Raw genomic sequence first — 17,098 nt, 5'->3', positions numbered from 1 at the left:
CTGTTGCAAAAGGGTTCCCTTTTGCAACGATGCGGGACGCCCATCCGCGGACGTAAGGAGAACAATGCACGATATTTCACGACATAGCGCGTGCTCTCGCGGCTGCCGCTGGATGGACGGTTATTAGCAATTGCTGGTCGATTTGACGTGACGTGCTGAGGTGGCCCCCTAAATGACCTGACAGGGCCCCGCTCTTAGATAAGAGTGAGGCATATGACTGACGGTAAAACCAGGCGTTACAACGATGGCGAGGTTCTCTCCGGTGTTCAGCGCCGGAGGCGATGGACACCGGAGGAGAAGGTCCGGATCGTGGAGGAGACGTATTTGCCCGGGATGAGCGTGTCGCTCGTCGCCCGCCGGCACGGCATCGGTGGCAATCAGATCTTCACCTAGCGGCGCCTGATGGCACAGGGTGCGTTGACCGCCGCGGCAGCTGGCGAGGAAGTGGTGCCGGCGTCTGAATACCGTGCGCTCGAGGCGCAGGTGCGCGAACTACACCGGCTGCTCGGAAAGAAAGCCATGGAGAACGAGCTACTGCGCGAGGCCGTGTCCCGGGCCGCAGGCCCAAAAAAACCGCTGTTGCGCTCGACCTTGTTGCCACGGGATGGACGGTGAGCGCGGTCGCAGAGGCGGTCGGCCTCGCTCGCCCACACCTGTCCGCAATGCGGCATCCCCCAGCGCCCCGACCACGCGGACGACCACCGCTGCCGGATGCCGATTTGGTCGCCGACATCCGCGTGCTCGTCGCCGATCTGCCAACCTACGGCTATCGCCGCGTTCATGCCCTACTGCGCCGACAGGCCGAAGAGACTGGGCGCGAAGCGCCCAATCCGAAACGCGTCTACCGCGTCATGAAAGTGCATGGGCTGCTGCTACAGCGGGACGGCGAACGCCGCGAGGAGCGGCGTCACGACGGCCGGGTCGCCGTCGACCTCCGCAACACCCGCTGGTGCTCCGACGGGTTGGAGATCACCTGCGACAATGGCGAGAAGGTGCGTGTCGCCTTCGCGCTCGACTGCTGCGATCGCGAGGCGATGGGACACGTGGCGACGACGGGCGGCATCACCGCCGAGGACGTTCAGGACTTGATGGTCGCCACCGTCGAGCATCGCTACGGACAGGTGAACCGCGTGCCCGAACCGATCGAATGGCTTACCGATAACGGCAGCTGCTACACTGCTCGCACCACGCGCGCCTTCGCCCGGGGCATTGGACTGATCCCGCGCACGACCCCGGTAAGCAGCCCTCAATCGAATGGCATGGCTGAGGCGTTCGTTCGCACCCTCAAGCGCGATTATGTCCGCGTAAACCCTCGGCCAGATGCGCAGAGCGTTATCGACCAACTGCCCGGCTGGTTCGACCATTATAACGAGGTGCATCCGCACCGCGCTTTGCGCTATCGATCACCCCGCGAGTTCATCGCGCAAACCTGCGAGGCTCTGTCAGGCCTTTAGGGGGCAACAACAGGCGAAGATAGCGAACACCAGCCGACCATTGGCGGTCGTGGTGTCAATCGAAGGGCTCGGTTGCAAAAAGCAGGCTATCTGGGCATCGAGCTACTTCGTCGATTCTTAGCGGAAGAGATTGGCGGGCGGCGTGCGCAGTAAGCTGGACGGCGGCAAGCTGGGCGGTGTGTGGGCGCCGGAGCAGGAAGAAGAATGAGCATGGCATTGACCAATATTGACGTCCGGCAGCTCGAAGGTATGCGGCACATCGCAGGCGGCAGCTTCAAGATGGGCTCGGAAGCGTTCTATTCCGAGGAGAGGCCGCTGCGCCGGGTAAAGGTCGAGGACTTTTGGATCGATACGCATCCCGTCACCAATCGCCAGTTCTCGGAGTTCGTCGAAGCTACCGGCTACCGCACCGTCGCCGAGATCGCGCCAGATCCTGCGAATTATCCGGGCATGGCCCCTGCCGATGCGGTGGCCGGCTCACTGGTGTTCGAGCGCACCGATGCGTTAGTCCCGCTCCATGACCACACGCGATGGTGGGCGTTCCGCCACGGCGCGGACTGGCGCCACCCGACCGGGCCAGATAGCGGCATTGACGATCTGCTTGACCATCCCGTCGTTCATGTCGCGTTCGCCGATGCCCAAGCTTATGCGGCCTGGGTAGGCAAGGTGCTGCCGACCGAGGCCGAATGGGAGTTCGCCGCTCGCGGTGGGCTGGACGGGGTCGAATACGCCTGGGGCGACGAACTTGCGCCGGGGGGTCGCGTCCTCGCCAATTATTGGCAAGGACTCTTCCCCTTCGCCAACCAGCGCGCGGACGGCGGCTACCGCACCACCCCGGTTGGCCACTATCCGCCCAATGGTTACGGACTGTACGACATGATCGGCAACGTCTGGGAGTGGACGCGCGACTGCTACACCCTCAGCCGCAAGGCTGGCGGTAAGGCCGCGCCCAGTTGTTGCGCCGTGCCCGATCCGCGGGGCGGCACGCTGCGCGCGAGCATGGACCTCGCCAAACCCGTTCGGATCGGCCGCAAGGTGCTGAAAGGTGGTTCGCATCTGTGCGCCGCTAATTATTGCCAACGCTACCGCCCGGCCGCGCGCCATCCCCAGACGATCGACGGTGCGACCGGCCATATCGGCTTTCGCTGCGTCATGCAGAATAAAGCGACGCGGTAACCCGCGGCGGGATTTCGGTCGCGCAGATCGAGCTCCATCGACGCCGTCTTCGGTCCGGGATCGGCCGCGTCGACAGGACAATTCGGCGTCCCTGCTGTGCAATACCCCCGAATTGTCTAAAGTGATCGCCAGCGATTCCGGGTGGTGCCGCCCGTGCTTCGGTGCACGGCGCTGCGTATCCCGCTGCCCTTACCCCTCGTCTGTCACACGGTGCGCGCCCGGCCCGACGACCGGCTTGCCGCCCGCGATCATCGTGCGGACGTTTTCCAGTTGCGGGTCCTTCGTGCGGACCATTTCTGCGAGCATCGCATCGCGCATTCGCGCGATCCGGGCCTGATACGCGGACGCGTCGATCAGATTGACGCGCTGACCGGGATCAGCCTGTTTGTCGTAGAACGAGATCGGAATGCCGAACTGATATTGGTGCGCGCGCGCCGCAATCTTTGGATCGCTTACGCCGGCCCGGACCATCGCTCGGAATGTCAGGCCAGTTAGCGCATCCACCGTCAGCTTGCGCTCGCCGTCCGACCAGATTTGATAGAGCAGCGCATACTGGTGGTCCTGGATCGTTCGCACCGGGAAAAGCTGCCCGTTCGCAACGCCGTTGACATAAGTGATGATGAACTCGGGATCGGCGACCTTCTCGCCGCGCATCCGCGGCAACCACGATGTTCCGTCGATTCCGCCAGGCACCGGCAGCTCGAGCAAATCGAGCACAGTCGGCATGATATCGACATTGCAGCACAGGTTGGAAAAGCGCCGCGGCGTGCTCATCCCCGGATAGTGTAGTAGCGCCGGCACGCGCGTACCGTGTTCGTATCCGGTCGCTTTGGAGAACGGGAAAGGCATGCCGTGGTCGTTGCAGAACAGCACGATCGTGGTGGATTCTTCACCGCTATCCTTCAGCGCCCTGAGGATCTGCCCGATCGCAATGTCTGCGCGCTGGACGCTGTTGCTGTATTGCGACAGCTCTGTGCGGATGTCGGGCAGATCTTCCAGGAAGGGCGGCACCTCGACATCGTCCGGGCCAAGTTCGCGAGGAATGCGGAAAGGCCCCTCGTTGTTGTGGTCCTTCTTCAAGCCGCCGGGACTGCCATAGAATGGGCGATGCGGATCGTTGATGTTACAATTGATGAAGAACGGCGCGCTCCGTGCCTTGGCATTGGCGACCGCGCGATTGAACTCCGCGGCATGGACCAGCACGTTGCGGTCGCCGCCGCCAAGCAGATCGTCCCACGGAAAAGAACTACGCGGCTGCATATGTGCAAGCTTGTGGCTCGCGGCGCTGTACCAGCCCGCAGCTGTCAGGATCGAGCAGAGCGACGGCGTACCCTGGTACATGGGATCGAATCCACCCGGGCCGTTGCGATGCGGCACCAGTCCGCTCATAAACGCCTCGCGAGACGGCATGCAGATAGGCGCGGCGCCGCGGCAATTCTCGAAAACGTGCGAACGCAGCGCGAGTGCGTCGAGGTTTGGCGTCAGGCCATGCTTGTTGCCCATATAGCCTGGCATCGACACGTCCATGTCATCCACCGTGATGATGAGCACGTTCATCCGCTTGGCGGAGGCTGGGGGCCGAGCTTTCGCCGCCTGGGCCGGCAACGTCGCGGCAAGCGTCGTCAAAACCGTACCGGTCAGAAATTCGCGTTTCCGCATCACTCGTTCTCCTCGCCTTCGGCAGTCGTGATCGGCTCCCACCGAGTGGTCGCTTTGATTGTTAGTGCAATGTAATCTCTGCCACCAATGGCGTATTGCCGCTTCCGGGGCCTATGGTCGTAGCCAAGGCTACGGGTCGGACAGTGTTTAGAACGCCGCAACGGAACGCCAACGTGACCGATATTTGCGAGGCAGCGACGTCTAGTCTCGACGATCAGCGTGCCTCAGGCACTACCCAGGAGGCCAACTCTGAATCGGAAGCGGACGATACCGAGCGGTCGGCGGGGACGTTGACATCGAGCCGAAGATAGTAAGGGCGTCGGTGGTTGCCGGCGACGCGTCCGTTCTGTCCAAGCGGCATATCTCCCGGTGCGAACCCGTTGAAATACAGCAGCCAAGCTCCGTCCGGCCCATGGACAGCCGCGGCCACTCCCGGTCCGATGACCTGGACACCGGTGAAATTGGGCCAAAGCAATCTGGCGGACTGGACGAGGTAACGTACCTCACGTTTGCCGCGCTCACCCCAGATCCCCCCGGAGTCCGCCGCGAAGACTTTACGATAGCTTCCGCCGGCCGATGGAAGCAGCGTGTCGGACCAAGCGATGCCCGCCTTGTAGCCGGTCGTAAGGTAGGCTCCGCTTGAATAAATTAGAGCATATTTACCGCCGATCCGCGAGATGTACGGCGCTTCGACTAGCCTCGCCTGAGTGTTGCCGTAGAGTTCGGACGCGAGCTCCCGGCCGTTGGCGCGGTCTTCCGGGGCTAGCAGCGCGAAGCGGCGCGTAGGTGCCAAGCGAGTCGGCGACAGCATCGGTTGGAGAAATATCGCGTTCCGCAACGCGGGCGGCGTAGCGATAGCATCGACGTAGAGCATGTAGAGGCGGCCATTATCCTCGAAGTACTTGGCATCATAATTGCCCTCTACGGGTTTCGAGAAAGACCCGCCAAGAACTACGTCAGCCGACCAGGTGGTAGGAGCAGAGCCCGGTAGGGCGGGGGACGTGGGATGCGCATGCGCGATGACCGTCCAGTGCTTGGGATGTGCGGCGCTCCGCACGCCAATTGTCACTGCGGCATGCCAGCCGCCGTCGTCGTCTTGGTATAGATCTAGATTCTGGAAGTTTGTGACCGTCGCCCCCGCCGCGGCGATCATGGGCCGGAGCGACCCCGCGTCAATCGTTATGGGCTTCCAGGAGAAACAGCCCGGACGTGTCGGATAACGACAAGCCAAGATTGCCTTCGTCGTTCCTGAGAGAAGCTGCACGGAACGTTCGGACGACGCTAGGTGAATGGGCTGTGGATCGGCGAAATAGCCTGAACCATTTCCATCTATCGACGTCATCGGCTCGATCGCGAGCTCCTTGTCAGTGTTCGTCCTTTGCTGGGCCGCCGCTTGGCCCGTCGCCCAACTGGGCATGGAGATTCCGCCCGATACCGATCCCAAGGCTGTTAAAAAAAGGGCGCCGCCAAAGCGCAGCGTGCAGCTGGACCAATCGGGAAGAGCAGTTCGTGCAGGCATTTGCGGTGGCAATGTGCCTTCCATGTTCAAACTCTCCAAGACGGCGGATATTTGTGAAGCAGGTTGCAATGATGTTCTACCGGGATTGCCATTAATACGCAGACCGCCAAACTTGTCGTTTAATTATTCCGTGCCAAGGCCGGTCCCGATCGCGCGACGCTGCATCGCATCGGCGAGCCTGGCGCGGTCAACGGGCGGAAGCGTCGCGGCGAAGGCGACGGCGCGCTGCTCGACCGCAGCGCGGACGGCGATGTCGGCAACTCGGGCGCGATCAAGCGCGACAAGCACAGCGGATTGGTCGACGGTGGGCCGGCCCAAAAAGGCCGCCGCCTCGACCTTGGCTGCCCTGCTTTTCAGGATGGTCGGACGCACCGTCCTGCGCGCGGCGCGTAACGCCGCGCGGAACGCTCGGCGTTCGCCGACTGGCAGTTCGGCGCCCGCGATCCGCAGCGATCCGGCGTTGATCATCCGGCCGCCGGATCGCAGCAGGACCGTACCCGCTACCAGCGCGCCCGCCAGAAACAGATTGAGCAGGATTGAGATCGCCATCGCGATACGCATTTTGCTCATGGCATCAGCTCTCCTGTCCAAGCACATCGCCGAACGACGTGCCGCCGCCGCTCGTCTCGGTCGGGGCGACCATCGCCACTGCGGCGCTGCCGACGGCCGCGCCGGCCAGCGCAGCCGCGATGCCGAGGCCGGACCACCACAACGGTGGCTTGATCGTGAAACTTGACACGGGTGCAGGCGCGGCGGCGAGAACCGCCTCGCGTAACGTATCGACGGGCCCTGGTACGCGCCAAGCGTCGAGCGCATCGTCCAGCATCGACGCCTCGGCCAGGATCACCATGGCGGCTGGATCGCGCGCTAGCAGCAGCGCCGCGTAGCGATCGGCTTCGGGCCACCGCGCGATGACCCCGCCATAGGCGCCGGCGAGTTCGAGGAAGCGCTTGAGGGTCAGCGGTTCAGTCATGCGCGGCGAGCTCCTGCACAGCGGCGAAGTGACCGCGAAGCGACCGTCGTCCGCGGGCCAGCAGCGATTCCAGCGCCTCGACGCTGATCTCCAGCGCTGCCGCTGCCTCCGGGCCGGACAGGTCCTGATAGTGCACGAGCAGAATGGCCTCGCGCTGGCGTTCGGGCAGTGCGGCAATCGCCTCCGACACCGCGTGGCCTCTCTCGGTTTCGATCAGCTCGGTTTCCGCATCCGGCGCAGGATCGGCAGTCTCGGGCATCACGTCGCTTAAGAGATCGCGCCGCTTGCGCAGCCGGTCGTGGCACAGATTGAGCACCACTGTGTGCAGCCAGGTATCGAAGCGCGCACGGCCGGGCCGCCACGCCGCGGCGGTCCGCCAGATCCGGACGAACGCTTCCTGCGTCACGTCCTCCGCCTCGGCACCATCGTGTAACATGCGCGTCGCCAGCGCGAGCATCCGCGGCAGCTTGGCCGCGACGAGCATGCGCGTCGCCAACTGATCGCCGCAACCGACGCGTGCGATCAATGTCGCATCCGGATCGAGTTCGCTCAACCGCGTGCGTTCCTAACCCCATGCCCGCCGATCCAGCATCAGGTATCCGATCGGGCGGCTGACTTGCCCGTGTCCTTGCCGGCATGCGCCGCGACGCGTTCCTGCGGGCTGATCACGCCGTCGCCATTGGTGTCCATGCGCTTGAACCGTCGCGCAAGCATGGCATCGATTTCCGCTCTGTCGAGCGTGCCGTCACTATTGCGGTCGAGCCTGGCGAAGCGCTTGGCGGGGTCGCCCTTGCCGGCTTTAGCCGCCGCGACGAATTCGGCGCGGCTCACGCGGCCATCGCCGTCGTTATCGGCGGCCAGCAGCTTCTTCTCGTGGCGCGCCTGGAACTGTTCCAGTGTCATGTTTTTGCCGCTGGCGGGTGCGGCGGGCGAAGCGCACGCCGCCATCGGGGCGAAAGCCAACAAGACAGCAATAATAGGGAGGGATTGGATCTTCGAGGTCATGGCATGCTTTCCGGTAAAGGTCCGTATTCGATGCGGAGGTGAAATGGGGGCGCCCGGCTGGACGTCCCCAACCGTTCAGGCTCAACGATAGCGCCAGCCGCCATGCCAGCGGTCACGGTGGCCCCAATAGCGATTGCCATCCCAATAGCCGCGCCCGTGATAGAACACGCCGATCCGCGGCACACCGATGGCGACGACGGCCGGTCCGCGGTTGGGGCGGCACCCATTGTTAGGACCGCGATGGAACCCGGGACCGCAGCCTTGACCGGCTTCGGCAGGTGCGATGGACGTGACAGCGGCGCTTACCGCCAATGCGATCAACAAAAGTTTTTTCATACAGTCTTGCTCCAACACGGCCGGTGCGCGCCGTATCGGCACGCTCGACATGTGTTGAACGCAGAGCACTCTCGATTCCGTCGCACAGCGCGACGTTTTTTGTCCTTTTGCGATTGGCGCGGAGGGGGAGCGATTGGGCGCAGATAGCGATCAGGTTCGATAGCTGAACGAGCAGTTGGTTTCCGGAAGCGTGAGTCGCGCTGTGGATGACCGTTTGTGGGCAGCCGGCGAGTATCGATCCGGCGAGGGCCACATTGCCTCAGCTGTCTCGCAGAAACCGTGAGCGTCGATCGTCGAGCATCTCGTTGAGGTGATCTCGGCCCCTTGAAGTGAACGCGGTGACGGACTCGGCCGTTTCGTCGAGACTGTCGATGACACGAAGGCAGCCGTCTTCGGGTGACATCTGTTCGGCAAGTTCTTCGCTATCCTGCGCTCGCCGGGCGCCGGCTATGCTGAGGATTACGCCAGTCTATCCCGTCGAGCAGGCAACCCAGCTGCGAGCGCGTCAAGGACACCACCCCATCCTTCTCCGAGGGCCAGATGAAGAGGCCTCGCTCAATCCGCTTGGCGAAGAGCGATGCGCCAATCCCATTATGCCAGATGATCTTGACCAACGATCCGGCATGACCTCGGAACACGTACAGGTCGCCGCCATGCGGATCGCAGCCCAGACCTTGCTGCACGAGCAGAGCCAGACCCTGCATCCCCTTCCTCATGTCGGTATGGCCATCGCGATCCACACCCGCGCGTCCGACGGGAGTATCGCTTCGCCTTCAAGGCCGCTGCCGTCAAGGCAGGGGACGCCAAAACAAAGATCTTCAGCCGCCCGCCGTCCGGTAAATCGAAAACGGCAGCGATAATGGGCTCGCTCACTTGCTCGGGTTGCTCGTCCGCCAGCCCCGCCGACACGAAGGCCGGGCCGCCTGGCGTCGATCGCTCGCCGCCACTCGTAGATTAGGCCGCGGGCAACCTGATGGCGCCGCGCCACGTCGCAGACCCGCGCGCCCGACTGAAACGCCTCTGCGAGAATCTGCTCGCGCTGCTCATCGCTCCAGCGACGGCGACGCTCCGGTCCCGCCAGGATCGTACCTGCGCCCATGATCTAAACCGACGTCCTTACATGCGACTGTAAAGACATCATCTAGCTCCCTCTCACAACCAGCAAGGCGGCTCCAGCCGGATGGCTAAGATACTTATGGGTAATCGCAAGGCATACCGGGAAGGATACGACGAGGTAGCATTTAGTATCGTCCGTGCGATCGCAATCGCTACCAAGTCGCCAGCATCCGGCAGGGTGACGAGGCCAACGACGCACTGTTAAGCAGCGTCGTGATCCGCGGATCGATCCCGATCCAAGCCGCGACGCGTTCGATGTACGCCGACACGCACAGATCGGCGGACAAGACACGGATCGCATTGCCCGTCTCGTGCGTCGTCGGTCCGCTTGCGTCAACAGACGATCGGCAATTCGCGCGACCAGGTTCAGGTCGTAGCCGCTTTGCGCGAGCCCTTCGGCGAAGATCGTGCCGACCCCGAGGACATGCCGGTGATCGAACCGACGTCGCGCTGTGCAGTCACAGCGTGTTGGCCTTCGCGCGCAGGCCCAGATGCATCGAGCTTCGTTTAGGGGTGCGGGCGAAGCTCGTACGATCGACCGCGACCAGGCCGAAACGCTGTGAATAGCCCTTTGACCATTCGAAATTGTCCAGCAGCGACCAGTATACATAGCCTCTCACGTCGATCCCCTCGTCGATGCACTTGCCTACTTCGGCGATCGCCGCGTCAATGAAGGCGATACGGCGCGTATCGTCGTCGGTGGCGATGCCGGATTCAGTGACGTAGAGCGGCTTGCCGATCGTTTGCGCTGCGTAACGGATCGTCGCGCCGAGCGCGCTAGGATAGAATTCATAGCCTGCCTGCGTCATCTCCGCATCCTTGGGCAGCGCGACGCGACCGCGCGCATCGACGATGACCCGCGTGTAGGTCTGCACGCCGATCCAGTCGCTCTGCTTGGCGGCCTCGATCCAGCCGCCATACATCGCCTGTTCGATCACTGATGCCAGGTTGTTCGGGCCGACGCCCTCCACCGCCTGCATCGACAGGGTCACGCCGACGGGAAGGGCTGGGGCCGCCGCCTTGATCGCGCGGTACGCTTTGGCATGCGCATCGAGCAGCACGGGTTGGAGCTTGTCCGCATCGGCGAAGAGCAGCGACGAGAACAGGAGCGAATCGGTCGCCTTGACCGCCTCCGCAATCATCGCCTTGTTCTTGGCCTTCGACTCCGCGGGCTCGCTCGCGCGAAGCAGGCGCAGCAGCAGCGGAATGTTCGCCTCGTTGAAGGTGGACGCCATCGCCATCAAGGGCCCCAGCGCCTTCGCTGCGCGAGCGCAATAACGTGCAAACAGGTCAGCGCCGTCCGCAACCTCGAACCCGCCGAGCTTCGCGAACCACAAAGGCACGGTGAAGTGGCTAAACGTCACGACCGGCGCCAGATGGTGGTCGCGGCAGCATTGCAGGACGCGCTTGTAATGGTCGAGCGCGGCGTTCGAGAAACGGCCGGGTTCGGGCTCGATCCGTGCCCATTCGATTCCCATGCGGTAGCAGTTGAAGCCGAGCTTGGCCGCGAGCGCGATATCCTCCTCGTAGCGATCGTAGCTGTCGCACGCATCGCCCGAACGATCCTCGAACACGCTGTTCTTCAGCGTCTCGAGCAACCACACGTCGGTGTTCGTGTTGTTGCCCTCGCTCTGATAGGCCGAGATCGCGGTGCCCCACAAGAAACCCTTGGGCGCGCGCCGCGGGCCTGCGAAGGCAGGGGCGGCGGACGCCAGTGCGCCGGCCCCGGCGGCCGCACCCACGCCCGTCATCGCTGCCCGTCTCGATATCATAGGCCGGCCGCTCCGCCTCATCGCCGCGAATGAGGTCGCACGCGATCCCATAATTGACAAGCCTGTCATGACGCGGGCTTCTGGCAGCTCCGTTGGCGCGAAGGTGCCCACGATCGGGTGACCATCGTCCTTGACTGCACGGTGTTTACCATCTGGTAACATCTGAGGGTTTCTGGCGGAGCTTAGCCCTTCCCGCGGATCGAATAGACGAGCGCGACAATTTCTTCCCCGGCCGCTAATGCTTGCGCGTCGGGGCTAGGTCGGCGAGCCGGGTCAAAGACCTCGATCCTGGAAACATTTCCGCCTCTACCAAAGTTCGTCTGCAGCCTCGATCAGTCTCAATCAACGTGAGCCGAAATTACCCTTTACTGCAGTTCCGATTGCGCATCACAGCGGGCGCCTACCGTGCATGCGGGATAAATTCGACAAGTCGTCCGCGAGGGCATAACGTGCTCACTTGTACCGAAGCGGATCGATAAACGATGGCAAACGAACTACGCACCATTCTTGTGGCATTCGTTCTGTCCTCGACCTGCGCCTCGGCCCAGGACACGGTGTCCTCCGACCGAGTCCGAATATCGGATGGAACCCTTCAAGGAATCGTCGGCGATGGAGTTGCCGCATTCAAAGGGATCCCGTTCGCCGCGCCGCCCGTCGGCCCGCTGCGGTGGCGTGCACCGCAACCAGTCCAACCATGGAAAGAAACACGCCTCGCAACCACACTCGGAGCTTCGTGCCGGCAAGCCAAGAACGATCTCGACGGCGGCACCCTGCAAAGTGAGGACTGCCTAACGCTGAACGTCTGGGCGCCCAGACGCGCGGCGGGGAAGCGACTGCCTGTGATGGTGTGGATCTACGGGGGGGGCTTCGTCGTAGGCTCGAGCGCATCACCCTTCTATGACGGCACCGCGTTCGCGCGGCGAGGCGTCGTGCTCGTCAGCTTTAACTATCGCCTCGGCCGCTTCGGCTTCTTCGCGCATCCCGCGCTGGATGACGGCAATGGCGTTGGGCCGTTCGGCAACTATGGCATTATGGACCAGATCGCGGCGCTGAAATGGGTAAAGCGCAACATCTCGGCGTTCGGCGGCGATCCAGGCAACGTGACCATTTTCGGCGAATCCGCTGGCGCGATCTCGGTCAACACACTGATGACGTCGCCGGCAAGCCATAACCTGTTCGCGAAAGCGATCTCGGAGTCCGGCTTCGGTCGCAACGTCTTCTCCACCCTCGCATCCGCCGAATTATCCGGCACGTCTTTCGCCAAGCGACATGGAGTGCAGGGAGAGGGGCCGGCCGCGGCGGAGGCGCTGCGTGCGCTATCCGCCGATGTAATTCTCGAGAAAACGAACGATTTACTCGATCCCGGAACACCCAGACCCATGCTAGACGGACGGATCGTGCGTGAACGCGTCGACGTCGCGTTCACGAAGGGCCGTCAGGCGCGTATACCGTATCTAGTGGGCGGTAATAGCTTCGAAGCCAGCCTTTTCGCCGCGGCCATCTCCGCCGCGCCAGACAAGGTGATTGCGCAGAGCGGGGTAGAACCGAAGCAAGCGGTCGCGCTGTTCGGCGACGGCAATGTCCGGAAGGCTGCTCTCAACCTGATGACGGTCAAGCTAATCACCGAACCGGACCGCTTCCTCGCCACCCGAGCGTCCGAAGCGGGCCAACCTGTCTTTAGATACTATTTCTCGTACGTTCCCGTCGCACTGCGCGCAGCGCTTCCTGGTGCTACGCACGGAGCCGAAGTGCCCTACGTCTTCACGTCGCTGCCTGCGCGACCGGTTCGGATCGGCGATCAGCTGATCCCGGCAGCAACTGCCGAAGACTTGGCGATCGCCGACGCCATGCAGACCTACTGGACCAATTTCGCCAAGACCGGTGATCCCGGTACAGCGAGAGGAACGCGGTGGTTGCGTCACCAGGCGGACGATAGCTTGGTCCTTGAGTTTGGTGTCGAGGGCGTCAGAATGCGGCCGCCGCTTTTTCCCGACCGTCTTGATGTTGTTCGAGCTGCGGAGGATGCTCACTCGGCCCCGTGACCGGACCGTGCCAACGATGCAGCCGTCCACCTCGTGACGGTAGAAAGATCATGTTACCCCCCAGTTTGGAAAAGTAACAACGAATAGGCGGGATCTAATGCGTTGCTCGCGGATCAACCGTGGCGCATCATCTTCATCGGGCTGCGCAAGTGGGCACATGGGTTCTGATCAACGCGCATTGGGACCAAACACTCCGCCGAGAAGGCTTCCCGATCGAGCGCGGTGATGCTGGCAGGGGTCGGGAACCGCTCGACCAGTTCCAGGAACCAGTCCGACGGCTGTTGCCCACAAGCGGGCGATCGCGGGGAATAGAGCGGCAGTTAATGAGTCAGGATTCGATGGCAGGTCTGGGTCTTCATCTTGAAAGAACCTCGTGGGTCTTCGACAGCTACTGAAGATCGTTGATGTCGGCGGCTAGCGGATCGACATAGCGCTGGGTAGCGCCAATGCGGAGCATGTGCAGAATGACCTGCGCGTCCTTCGAATCGTTCTTGTCCCAGCCGTTGTGCAACGCCTCGCGGGTTCGGGCCAAGGCAACCGATGAGACGAGGCGCAGCTCGAACCCCGCGGTCAGAAGGCGGTGCGCGAGGGTCCGGTGATAGTTGCCGGTCGCCTCAAAGCCGACAACGATGGGGCGACCGATGGCAGCGAGCTGTTCGGCAAAGCCGTGATAGTCATCCATGGCCGCCAAGACCGTCATACGCCGGCGCCGGCCGCCTTCTGGTCGCTCGATTAGGACCTCCTGCCGGTTCTTGGACATGTCGATCGCTACCAGCACGGCGCCGGCGGGTGTAGAACGGAGTTTGGTCATGGTCGGTCGGCCTCCAAAGTGTTGTCTCGGCAACTTCACTTTAGACCTCTGCTGGCCGGCCATGGGTTGCCCTGATGAAGCCTGCGGCCGCTACGCGGCCTTGTCTTGATCAGGGCCGTCGCGGCTCCCGAACCAGCGCTTCTCAATGTGCTATGGCGCCGAATTTACCGCCAATGCGTGCAGTAATGGCTCGGCCAGGTCGGCGTGAAGACGCTTTACATCGCATCGGGATCACCATGGGAGGATGGCTATAATGAGAGCTTCAACAGGTCGCTGCGCGACGAATTACTCAACGGCCAGATCTTCTACACCTCGCCGAAGCAAGGGTGCTGATCGAAGCGTGGCGACGCCACTACAATACCTTTCGGCCGCACAGCAGCCTTGGCTACAGGCCGCCGGCCCCGGAAACGGCGACACCGCCATTGCCGGCCTCCGGTTCCGCTTCGCTCTACCTCCGCCCGGCAATTGCGGCGGAGACGACAATGCACTAACTATCTACCCGGACCAGCCGGTGGGGGCTGCCCAAGCGAAGCTTGCGATCGCTGTATTGCTACTAGGCGGCGTGGACAAATTTGAGCCAGTGTCTAGCAGCGGCGATATGGATCATGCTGAGGAAGCTTTCGGCGAGCTGGTCGTAGCGGGTGGCGATGGCGCGGTTGATTTTGAGGCGGCCGAAGAAGCGTTCGATATGATTGCGTTCCTTGTAGAGCGACCGGTCGTGTTCGATCTTGATCCGGCTGTTTGATCGGCCCGGGATGACGGCCTGGATGTTGCGGCGCGCTAGGTCGGCTCGGATGGCGTCGGCGTCATATCCCTTGTCAGCCAGCAGCGCCTTTGGCACCTGCTCCGGCAGGGCGATCAGCGTGTCGTAGGCCTTGCAATCGGCCGCTTCGCCGACTGTCAGGTGGAAGGCGAGCGGTCGTCCTCGGGCATCTGCCAGACAGTGAAGCTTACTAGTGAACCCGCCCCGCGAGCGGCCAAGAGCGCGTCGATGAGCCCCCCTTTATGGATGGCTCGCCCCTTATCTGAACCGTTGTTGCTTCACGACAGCGGGTCGTTTGAGGAAGGAGCAAAGGACATGGACGTATCAGTTCTCGGGATCGATCTGGGTAAAAACAGCTGCAGTGTGGTCGGCCTGGATGCAACCGGTAAGGTGGTTGTCCGTCGGCGGATGCGACGCGAGACAGTCATCGCTTACGCGGCGACTCTACCGGCCTGCGTCGTGGCGATGGAGGCCTGCTGCGGCGCCCATCACATGGGCCGCGCGCTGGCGCGACGAGGTCACTCGGTGCGGTTGATGTCGCCAGAGTACGTCCGTCCCTACGTCAAGGCCCAGAAGAACGATGACCGCGATGCCGAGGCGATCGCGGAAGCGGCGACACGACCGACCATGCGGTTCGTCGAGTTGAAGACCGAAGAGCAACTCGACATGCAGACGCTGCACCGCATCCGCGACCAACTCGTCGGCGACCGCACTTCGTTGATGAACCAGATCAGGAGCCTTCTCCTGGAGCGCGGCCACATTGTCCCGCAAGGACGAGCAAAGCTGGCAGTTCGGTTGGGGGAGATGCTTGACGGTGACGAGCCGGTGCTCGGCCATCGCATCCATCGGCTCGTCAGCGATATGCGCTTACGATGGATCGCCCTCGACGAGCGGATCGCTGATCTCGATGCCGAGTTCATCGAGGCGGCCCGAGCGGATGAACGGACGCGGCGATTGCTGACCATCCCCGGTATCGGTGCGCTCAATGCGACCGCGCTCGTTGCCGCAGTCGGCGATGCCCGGACCTTCGGGCGTGGCCGGGACCTTGCCGCATGGTTGGGCTTGGTTCCGCGACAGGCGACTACCGGAGGCAAACCGCGGTTGCTCGGTATCACAAAGCGCGGCAGCCGCTATCTGCGCAAGAACCTGATCCAGGGCGCTCGTGCATCGCTGCCGACGATGAGCAAAAGCGATACGCGACTTGGCGCCTGGCTGCGCGGCTTGCTCGCGCGCTCCCACCCGAACACCGTCGTGGTGGCGCTGGCGGCAAAGATGGCGCGCATCGTTTGGGCACTGCTGCGCCATGAACGCACCTACGAAACAGTCGCACAAGCGGCCTGAACAAGATCGGCCGACGCGCTCTGCGCCGGCTGGATGATGTCTGCGGGAGGTAAGTGAAAGATGGCCTGACAGTCGACCGGTGTACTGGAACCCTACGGCGCAAAATGGCACTTTGATGCCGGCCCCTTTATGAGGACCAGAACGCGCGGATCTCCATCTTGGCCAACGACCTCGCGTCGAAAGGCCGGATACGTTTTCGCAGACTGCTCAGAACATCTGACACAAACCGCTTGCCGACGGGGCGAGCCATACGTTTCCGCCCGCTGCCGAGACGTGGGCGCGAACGGTGGTACTATCGATGCTGTAATGGCCGCTGTCCGCCATCATCTCGGCCAGCGTGACCGAAACGGCCTCCCAGACCCCGGCCTCGCTCCAGCGCCGAAACCGCCGGTAGATCGTGTTCCAGTTGCCGTATTTGGGCGGCAGGTCGCGCCAAGGCGTGCCGCAGCGCAGCCGCCAGAGGATGCCGTTGATGATCGAACGGTTCTCTTCGGGCGGTCGCCCAGGCCCACGGCTCGCCGCATCAATCGGCAGCAAGCCTCTCAAAACACGCCATTCCGCTTCGCTCAGATCGCCCCGGCTCAACCCCGCCTCCAAAAGGAAGCCTTGAATCAATCACCGAATCTCGCGTCAACCAATTTGTCCACGCCGCCTAGCACAGCGTGCGTGGTCATGGCGCTCCCGTGACGAACTTGTCCCATATGGCTTCCTTCCATTCCAACGAAAGGATCGCATCATTAAACCGTGGGATGAAACACCTAACGAAGGTGCAACGGGACGCGAAGGGGAAGTTCGCCAGACAGATATTGTCGTTCGAATTCCTTGTTCTCGCCTACATAGCTGGCGGTCATCTTCTTTACCTGTCGAGAGCGCAGCAGCTTGCCGATGCCCTGTCCGTCGATCCCGGCATTGTTCGATGCGAAGGTCAGGCCCGTCGTCCCCGCCGCCAGGATCGCGTCGAGCGATCGCTCGGGCACGCCGCACAGGCCGAAGCCGCCTGGCGATCATCATGCCGTCAAACAGCACGCCGTCGAGCGCCGCTGCTGCATCTACATATTGCTTCCTACCCACGGCTATTTCCCTGCTGCGCATAACTGACCAAATCATCCATGAGGTCTAAGAGCCCGACCG

General features: G+C 62.8%; 14 protein-coding genes and 5 pseudogenes. 5 read left to right on the top strand and 14 right to left on the bottom strand.

The genetic code is table 11. From position 1 onward, the window contains the following. Positions 1–213: 213 nt before the first annotated feature. Both RH90_RS22915 and RH90_RS19780 read left to right on the top strand, forming a co-directional pair. Positions 214–1,454 (top strand): annotated as a pseudogene (locus tag RH90_RS22915) (IS3 family transposase). Between the two features lie 210 nt (positions 1,455–1,664). Then, positions 1,665–2,630 carry an SUMF1/EgtB/PvdO family nonheme iron enzyme gene (locus tag RH90_RS19780; protein ID WP_010188400.1) on the top strand — a complete coding sequence of 322 codons (966 nt, stop codon included), beginning with the start codon at positions 1,665–1,667 and terminating at the stop codon, positions 2,628–2,630. Between the two features lie 189 nt (positions 2,631–2,819). Here the strand turns inward: RH90_RS19780 and RH90_RS19775 are convergent, their stop codons facing one another. The 10 genes from RH90_RS19775 to RH90_RS19735 form a co-directional block, all read right to left on the bottom strand. Next, a complete protein-coding gene (locus RH90_RS19775; protein WP_010188397.1) occupies positions 2,820–4,289 on the bottom strand; it encodes a sulfatase family protein in 1,470 nt (489 codons plus the stop codon). 214 nt (positions 4,290–4,503) lie between these two features. After that, positions 4,504–5,832 (bottom strand): hypothetical protein, encoded by a 1,329-nt coding sequence (locus RH90_RS19770; protein WP_157134763.1) that lies wholly within the window; start codon positions 5,830–5,832, stop codon positions 4,504–4,506. Between the two features lie 99 nt (positions 5,833–5,931). Beyond that, a complete protein-coding gene (locus tag RH90_RS19765) occupies positions 5,932–6,378 on the bottom strand; it encodes a periplasmic heavy metal sensor (protein WP_010188393.1) in 447 nt (148 codons plus the stop codon). A 4-nt stretch (positions 6,379–6,382) separates the two neighbouring features. Continuing rightward, on the bottom strand, positions 6,383–6,781 hold the full coding sequence (locus RH90_RS19760; RefSeq protein WP_010188391.1) for a hypothetical protein: 399 nt from the start codon (positions 6,779–6,781) through the stop codon (positions 6,383–6,385). Continuing rightward, on the bottom strand, positions 6,774–7,334 hold the full coding sequence (locus RH90_RS19755) for an RNA polymerase sigma factor (protein WP_010188389.1): 561 nt from the start codon (positions 7,332–7,334) through the stop codon (positions 6,774–6,776). The genes RH90_RS19760 and RH90_RS19755 overlap by 8 nt, the downstream gene beginning before the upstream one ends. A 38-nt stretch (positions 7,335–7,372) precedes the next feature. Further along, a complete protein-coding gene (locus RH90_RS19750; RefSeq protein ID WP_010188387.1) occupies positions 7,373–7,786 on the bottom strand; it encodes an EF-hand domain-containing protein in 414 nt (137 codons plus the stop codon). An 81-nt stretch (positions 7,787–7,867) separates the two neighbouring features. Next, on the bottom strand, positions 7,868–8,122 hold the full coding sequence (locus tag RH90_RS24860) for a GCG_CRPN prefix-to-repeats domain-containing protein (RefSeq protein WP_010188382.1): 255 nt from the start codon (positions 8,120–8,122) through the stop codon (positions 7,868–7,870). Between the two features lie 422 nt (positions 8,123–8,544). Then, the gene (gene tnpB, locus RH90_RS19740) at positions 8,545–8,838 is read right to left on the bottom strand and encodes an IS66 family insertion sequence element accessory protein TnpB (RefSeq protein ID WP_029625512.1); all 294 of its coding nucleotides are present in this window, start codon (positions 8,836–8,838) and stop codon (positions 8,545–8,547) included. Continuing rightward, a complete protein-coding gene (locus RH90_RS24855; protein ID WP_010188380.1) occupies positions 8,835–9,221 on the bottom strand; it encodes a transposase in 387 nt (128 codons plus the stop codon). Before RH90_RS24855 ends, tnpB begins: the two co-directional genes overlap by 4 nt. A gap of 475 nt (positions 9,222–9,696) precedes the next feature. Continuing rightward, complete coding sequence (locus RH90_RS19735; RefSeq protein ID WP_010188379.1) at positions 9,697–10,989, bottom strand: glycoside hydrolase family 1 protein; 1,293 nt, start codon at positions 10,987–10,989, stop codon at positions 9,697–9,699. A 503-nt stretch (positions 10,990–11,492) separates the two neighbouring features. Here RH90_RS19735 and RH90_RS19730 point away from each other — a divergent pair. Further along, positions 11,493–13,052: a carboxylesterase/lipase family protein gene (locus RH90_RS19730; protein ID WP_029625510.1), complete on the top strand. Its 1,560-nt coding sequence runs from the start codon at positions 11,493–11,495 to the stop codon at positions 13,050–13,052. Positions 13,053–13,246: 194 nt separating this feature from the next. Here RH90_RS19730 and RH90_RS19725 read toward each other — a convergent pair. Then, positions 13,247–13,863: pseudogene (locus tag RH90_RS19725) on the bottom strand (IS110 family transposase); the annotation flags it as partial. 186 nt (positions 13,864–14,049) lie between these two features. On the opposite strand from RH90_RS19725, the pseudogene RH90_RS22905 reads away from it, so the two are divergent. After that, positions 14,050–14,354 (top strand): annotated as a pseudogene (locus RH90_RS22905) (integrase core domain-containing protein); the annotation flags it as partial. Between the two features lie 62 nt (positions 14,355–14,416). Here the strand turns inward: RH90_RS22905 and RH90_RS19720 are convergent. After that, positions 14,417–14,845, bottom strand: a pseudogene (locus RH90_RS19720) (IS5 family transposase); the annotation flags it as partial. 96 nt (positions 14,846–14,941) lie between these two features. On the opposite strand from RH90_RS19720, the gene RH90_RS19715 reads away from it, so the two are divergent. Beyond that, the gene (locus tag RH90_RS19715; RefSeq protein ID WP_029625507.1) at positions 14,942–15,967 is read left to right on the top strand and encodes an IS110 family transposase; all 1,026 of its coding nucleotides are present in this window, start codon (positions 14,942–14,944) and stop codon (positions 15,965–15,967) included. Between the two features lie 207 nt (positions 15,968–16,174). Here RH90_RS19715 and RH90_RS19710 read toward each other — a convergent pair whose 3' ends face one another. Beyond that, positions 16,175–16,582 (bottom strand): IS5 family transposase, encoded by a 408-nt coding sequence (locus RH90_RS19710; protein ID WP_198283476.1) that lies wholly within the window; start codon positions 16,580–16,582, stop codon positions 16,175–16,177. A 173-nt stretch (positions 16,583–16,755) separates the two neighbouring features. Continuing rightward, positions 16,756–17,059, bottom strand: a pseudogene (locus tag RH90_RS19705) (CoA-transferase); the annotation flags it as partial. Between the last annotated feature and the right edge of the window lie 39 nt (positions 17,060–17,098).

The organism is Sphingomonas sp. PAMC 26605 (assembly GCF_000241485.1).
In the GTDB taxonomy this organism is placed as follows: Bacteria; Pseudomonadota; Alphaproteobacteria; order Sphingomonadales; family Sphingomonadaceae; genus Sphingomonas.
This window is presented reverse-complemented; position numbering and strand designations above follow the sequence as displayed.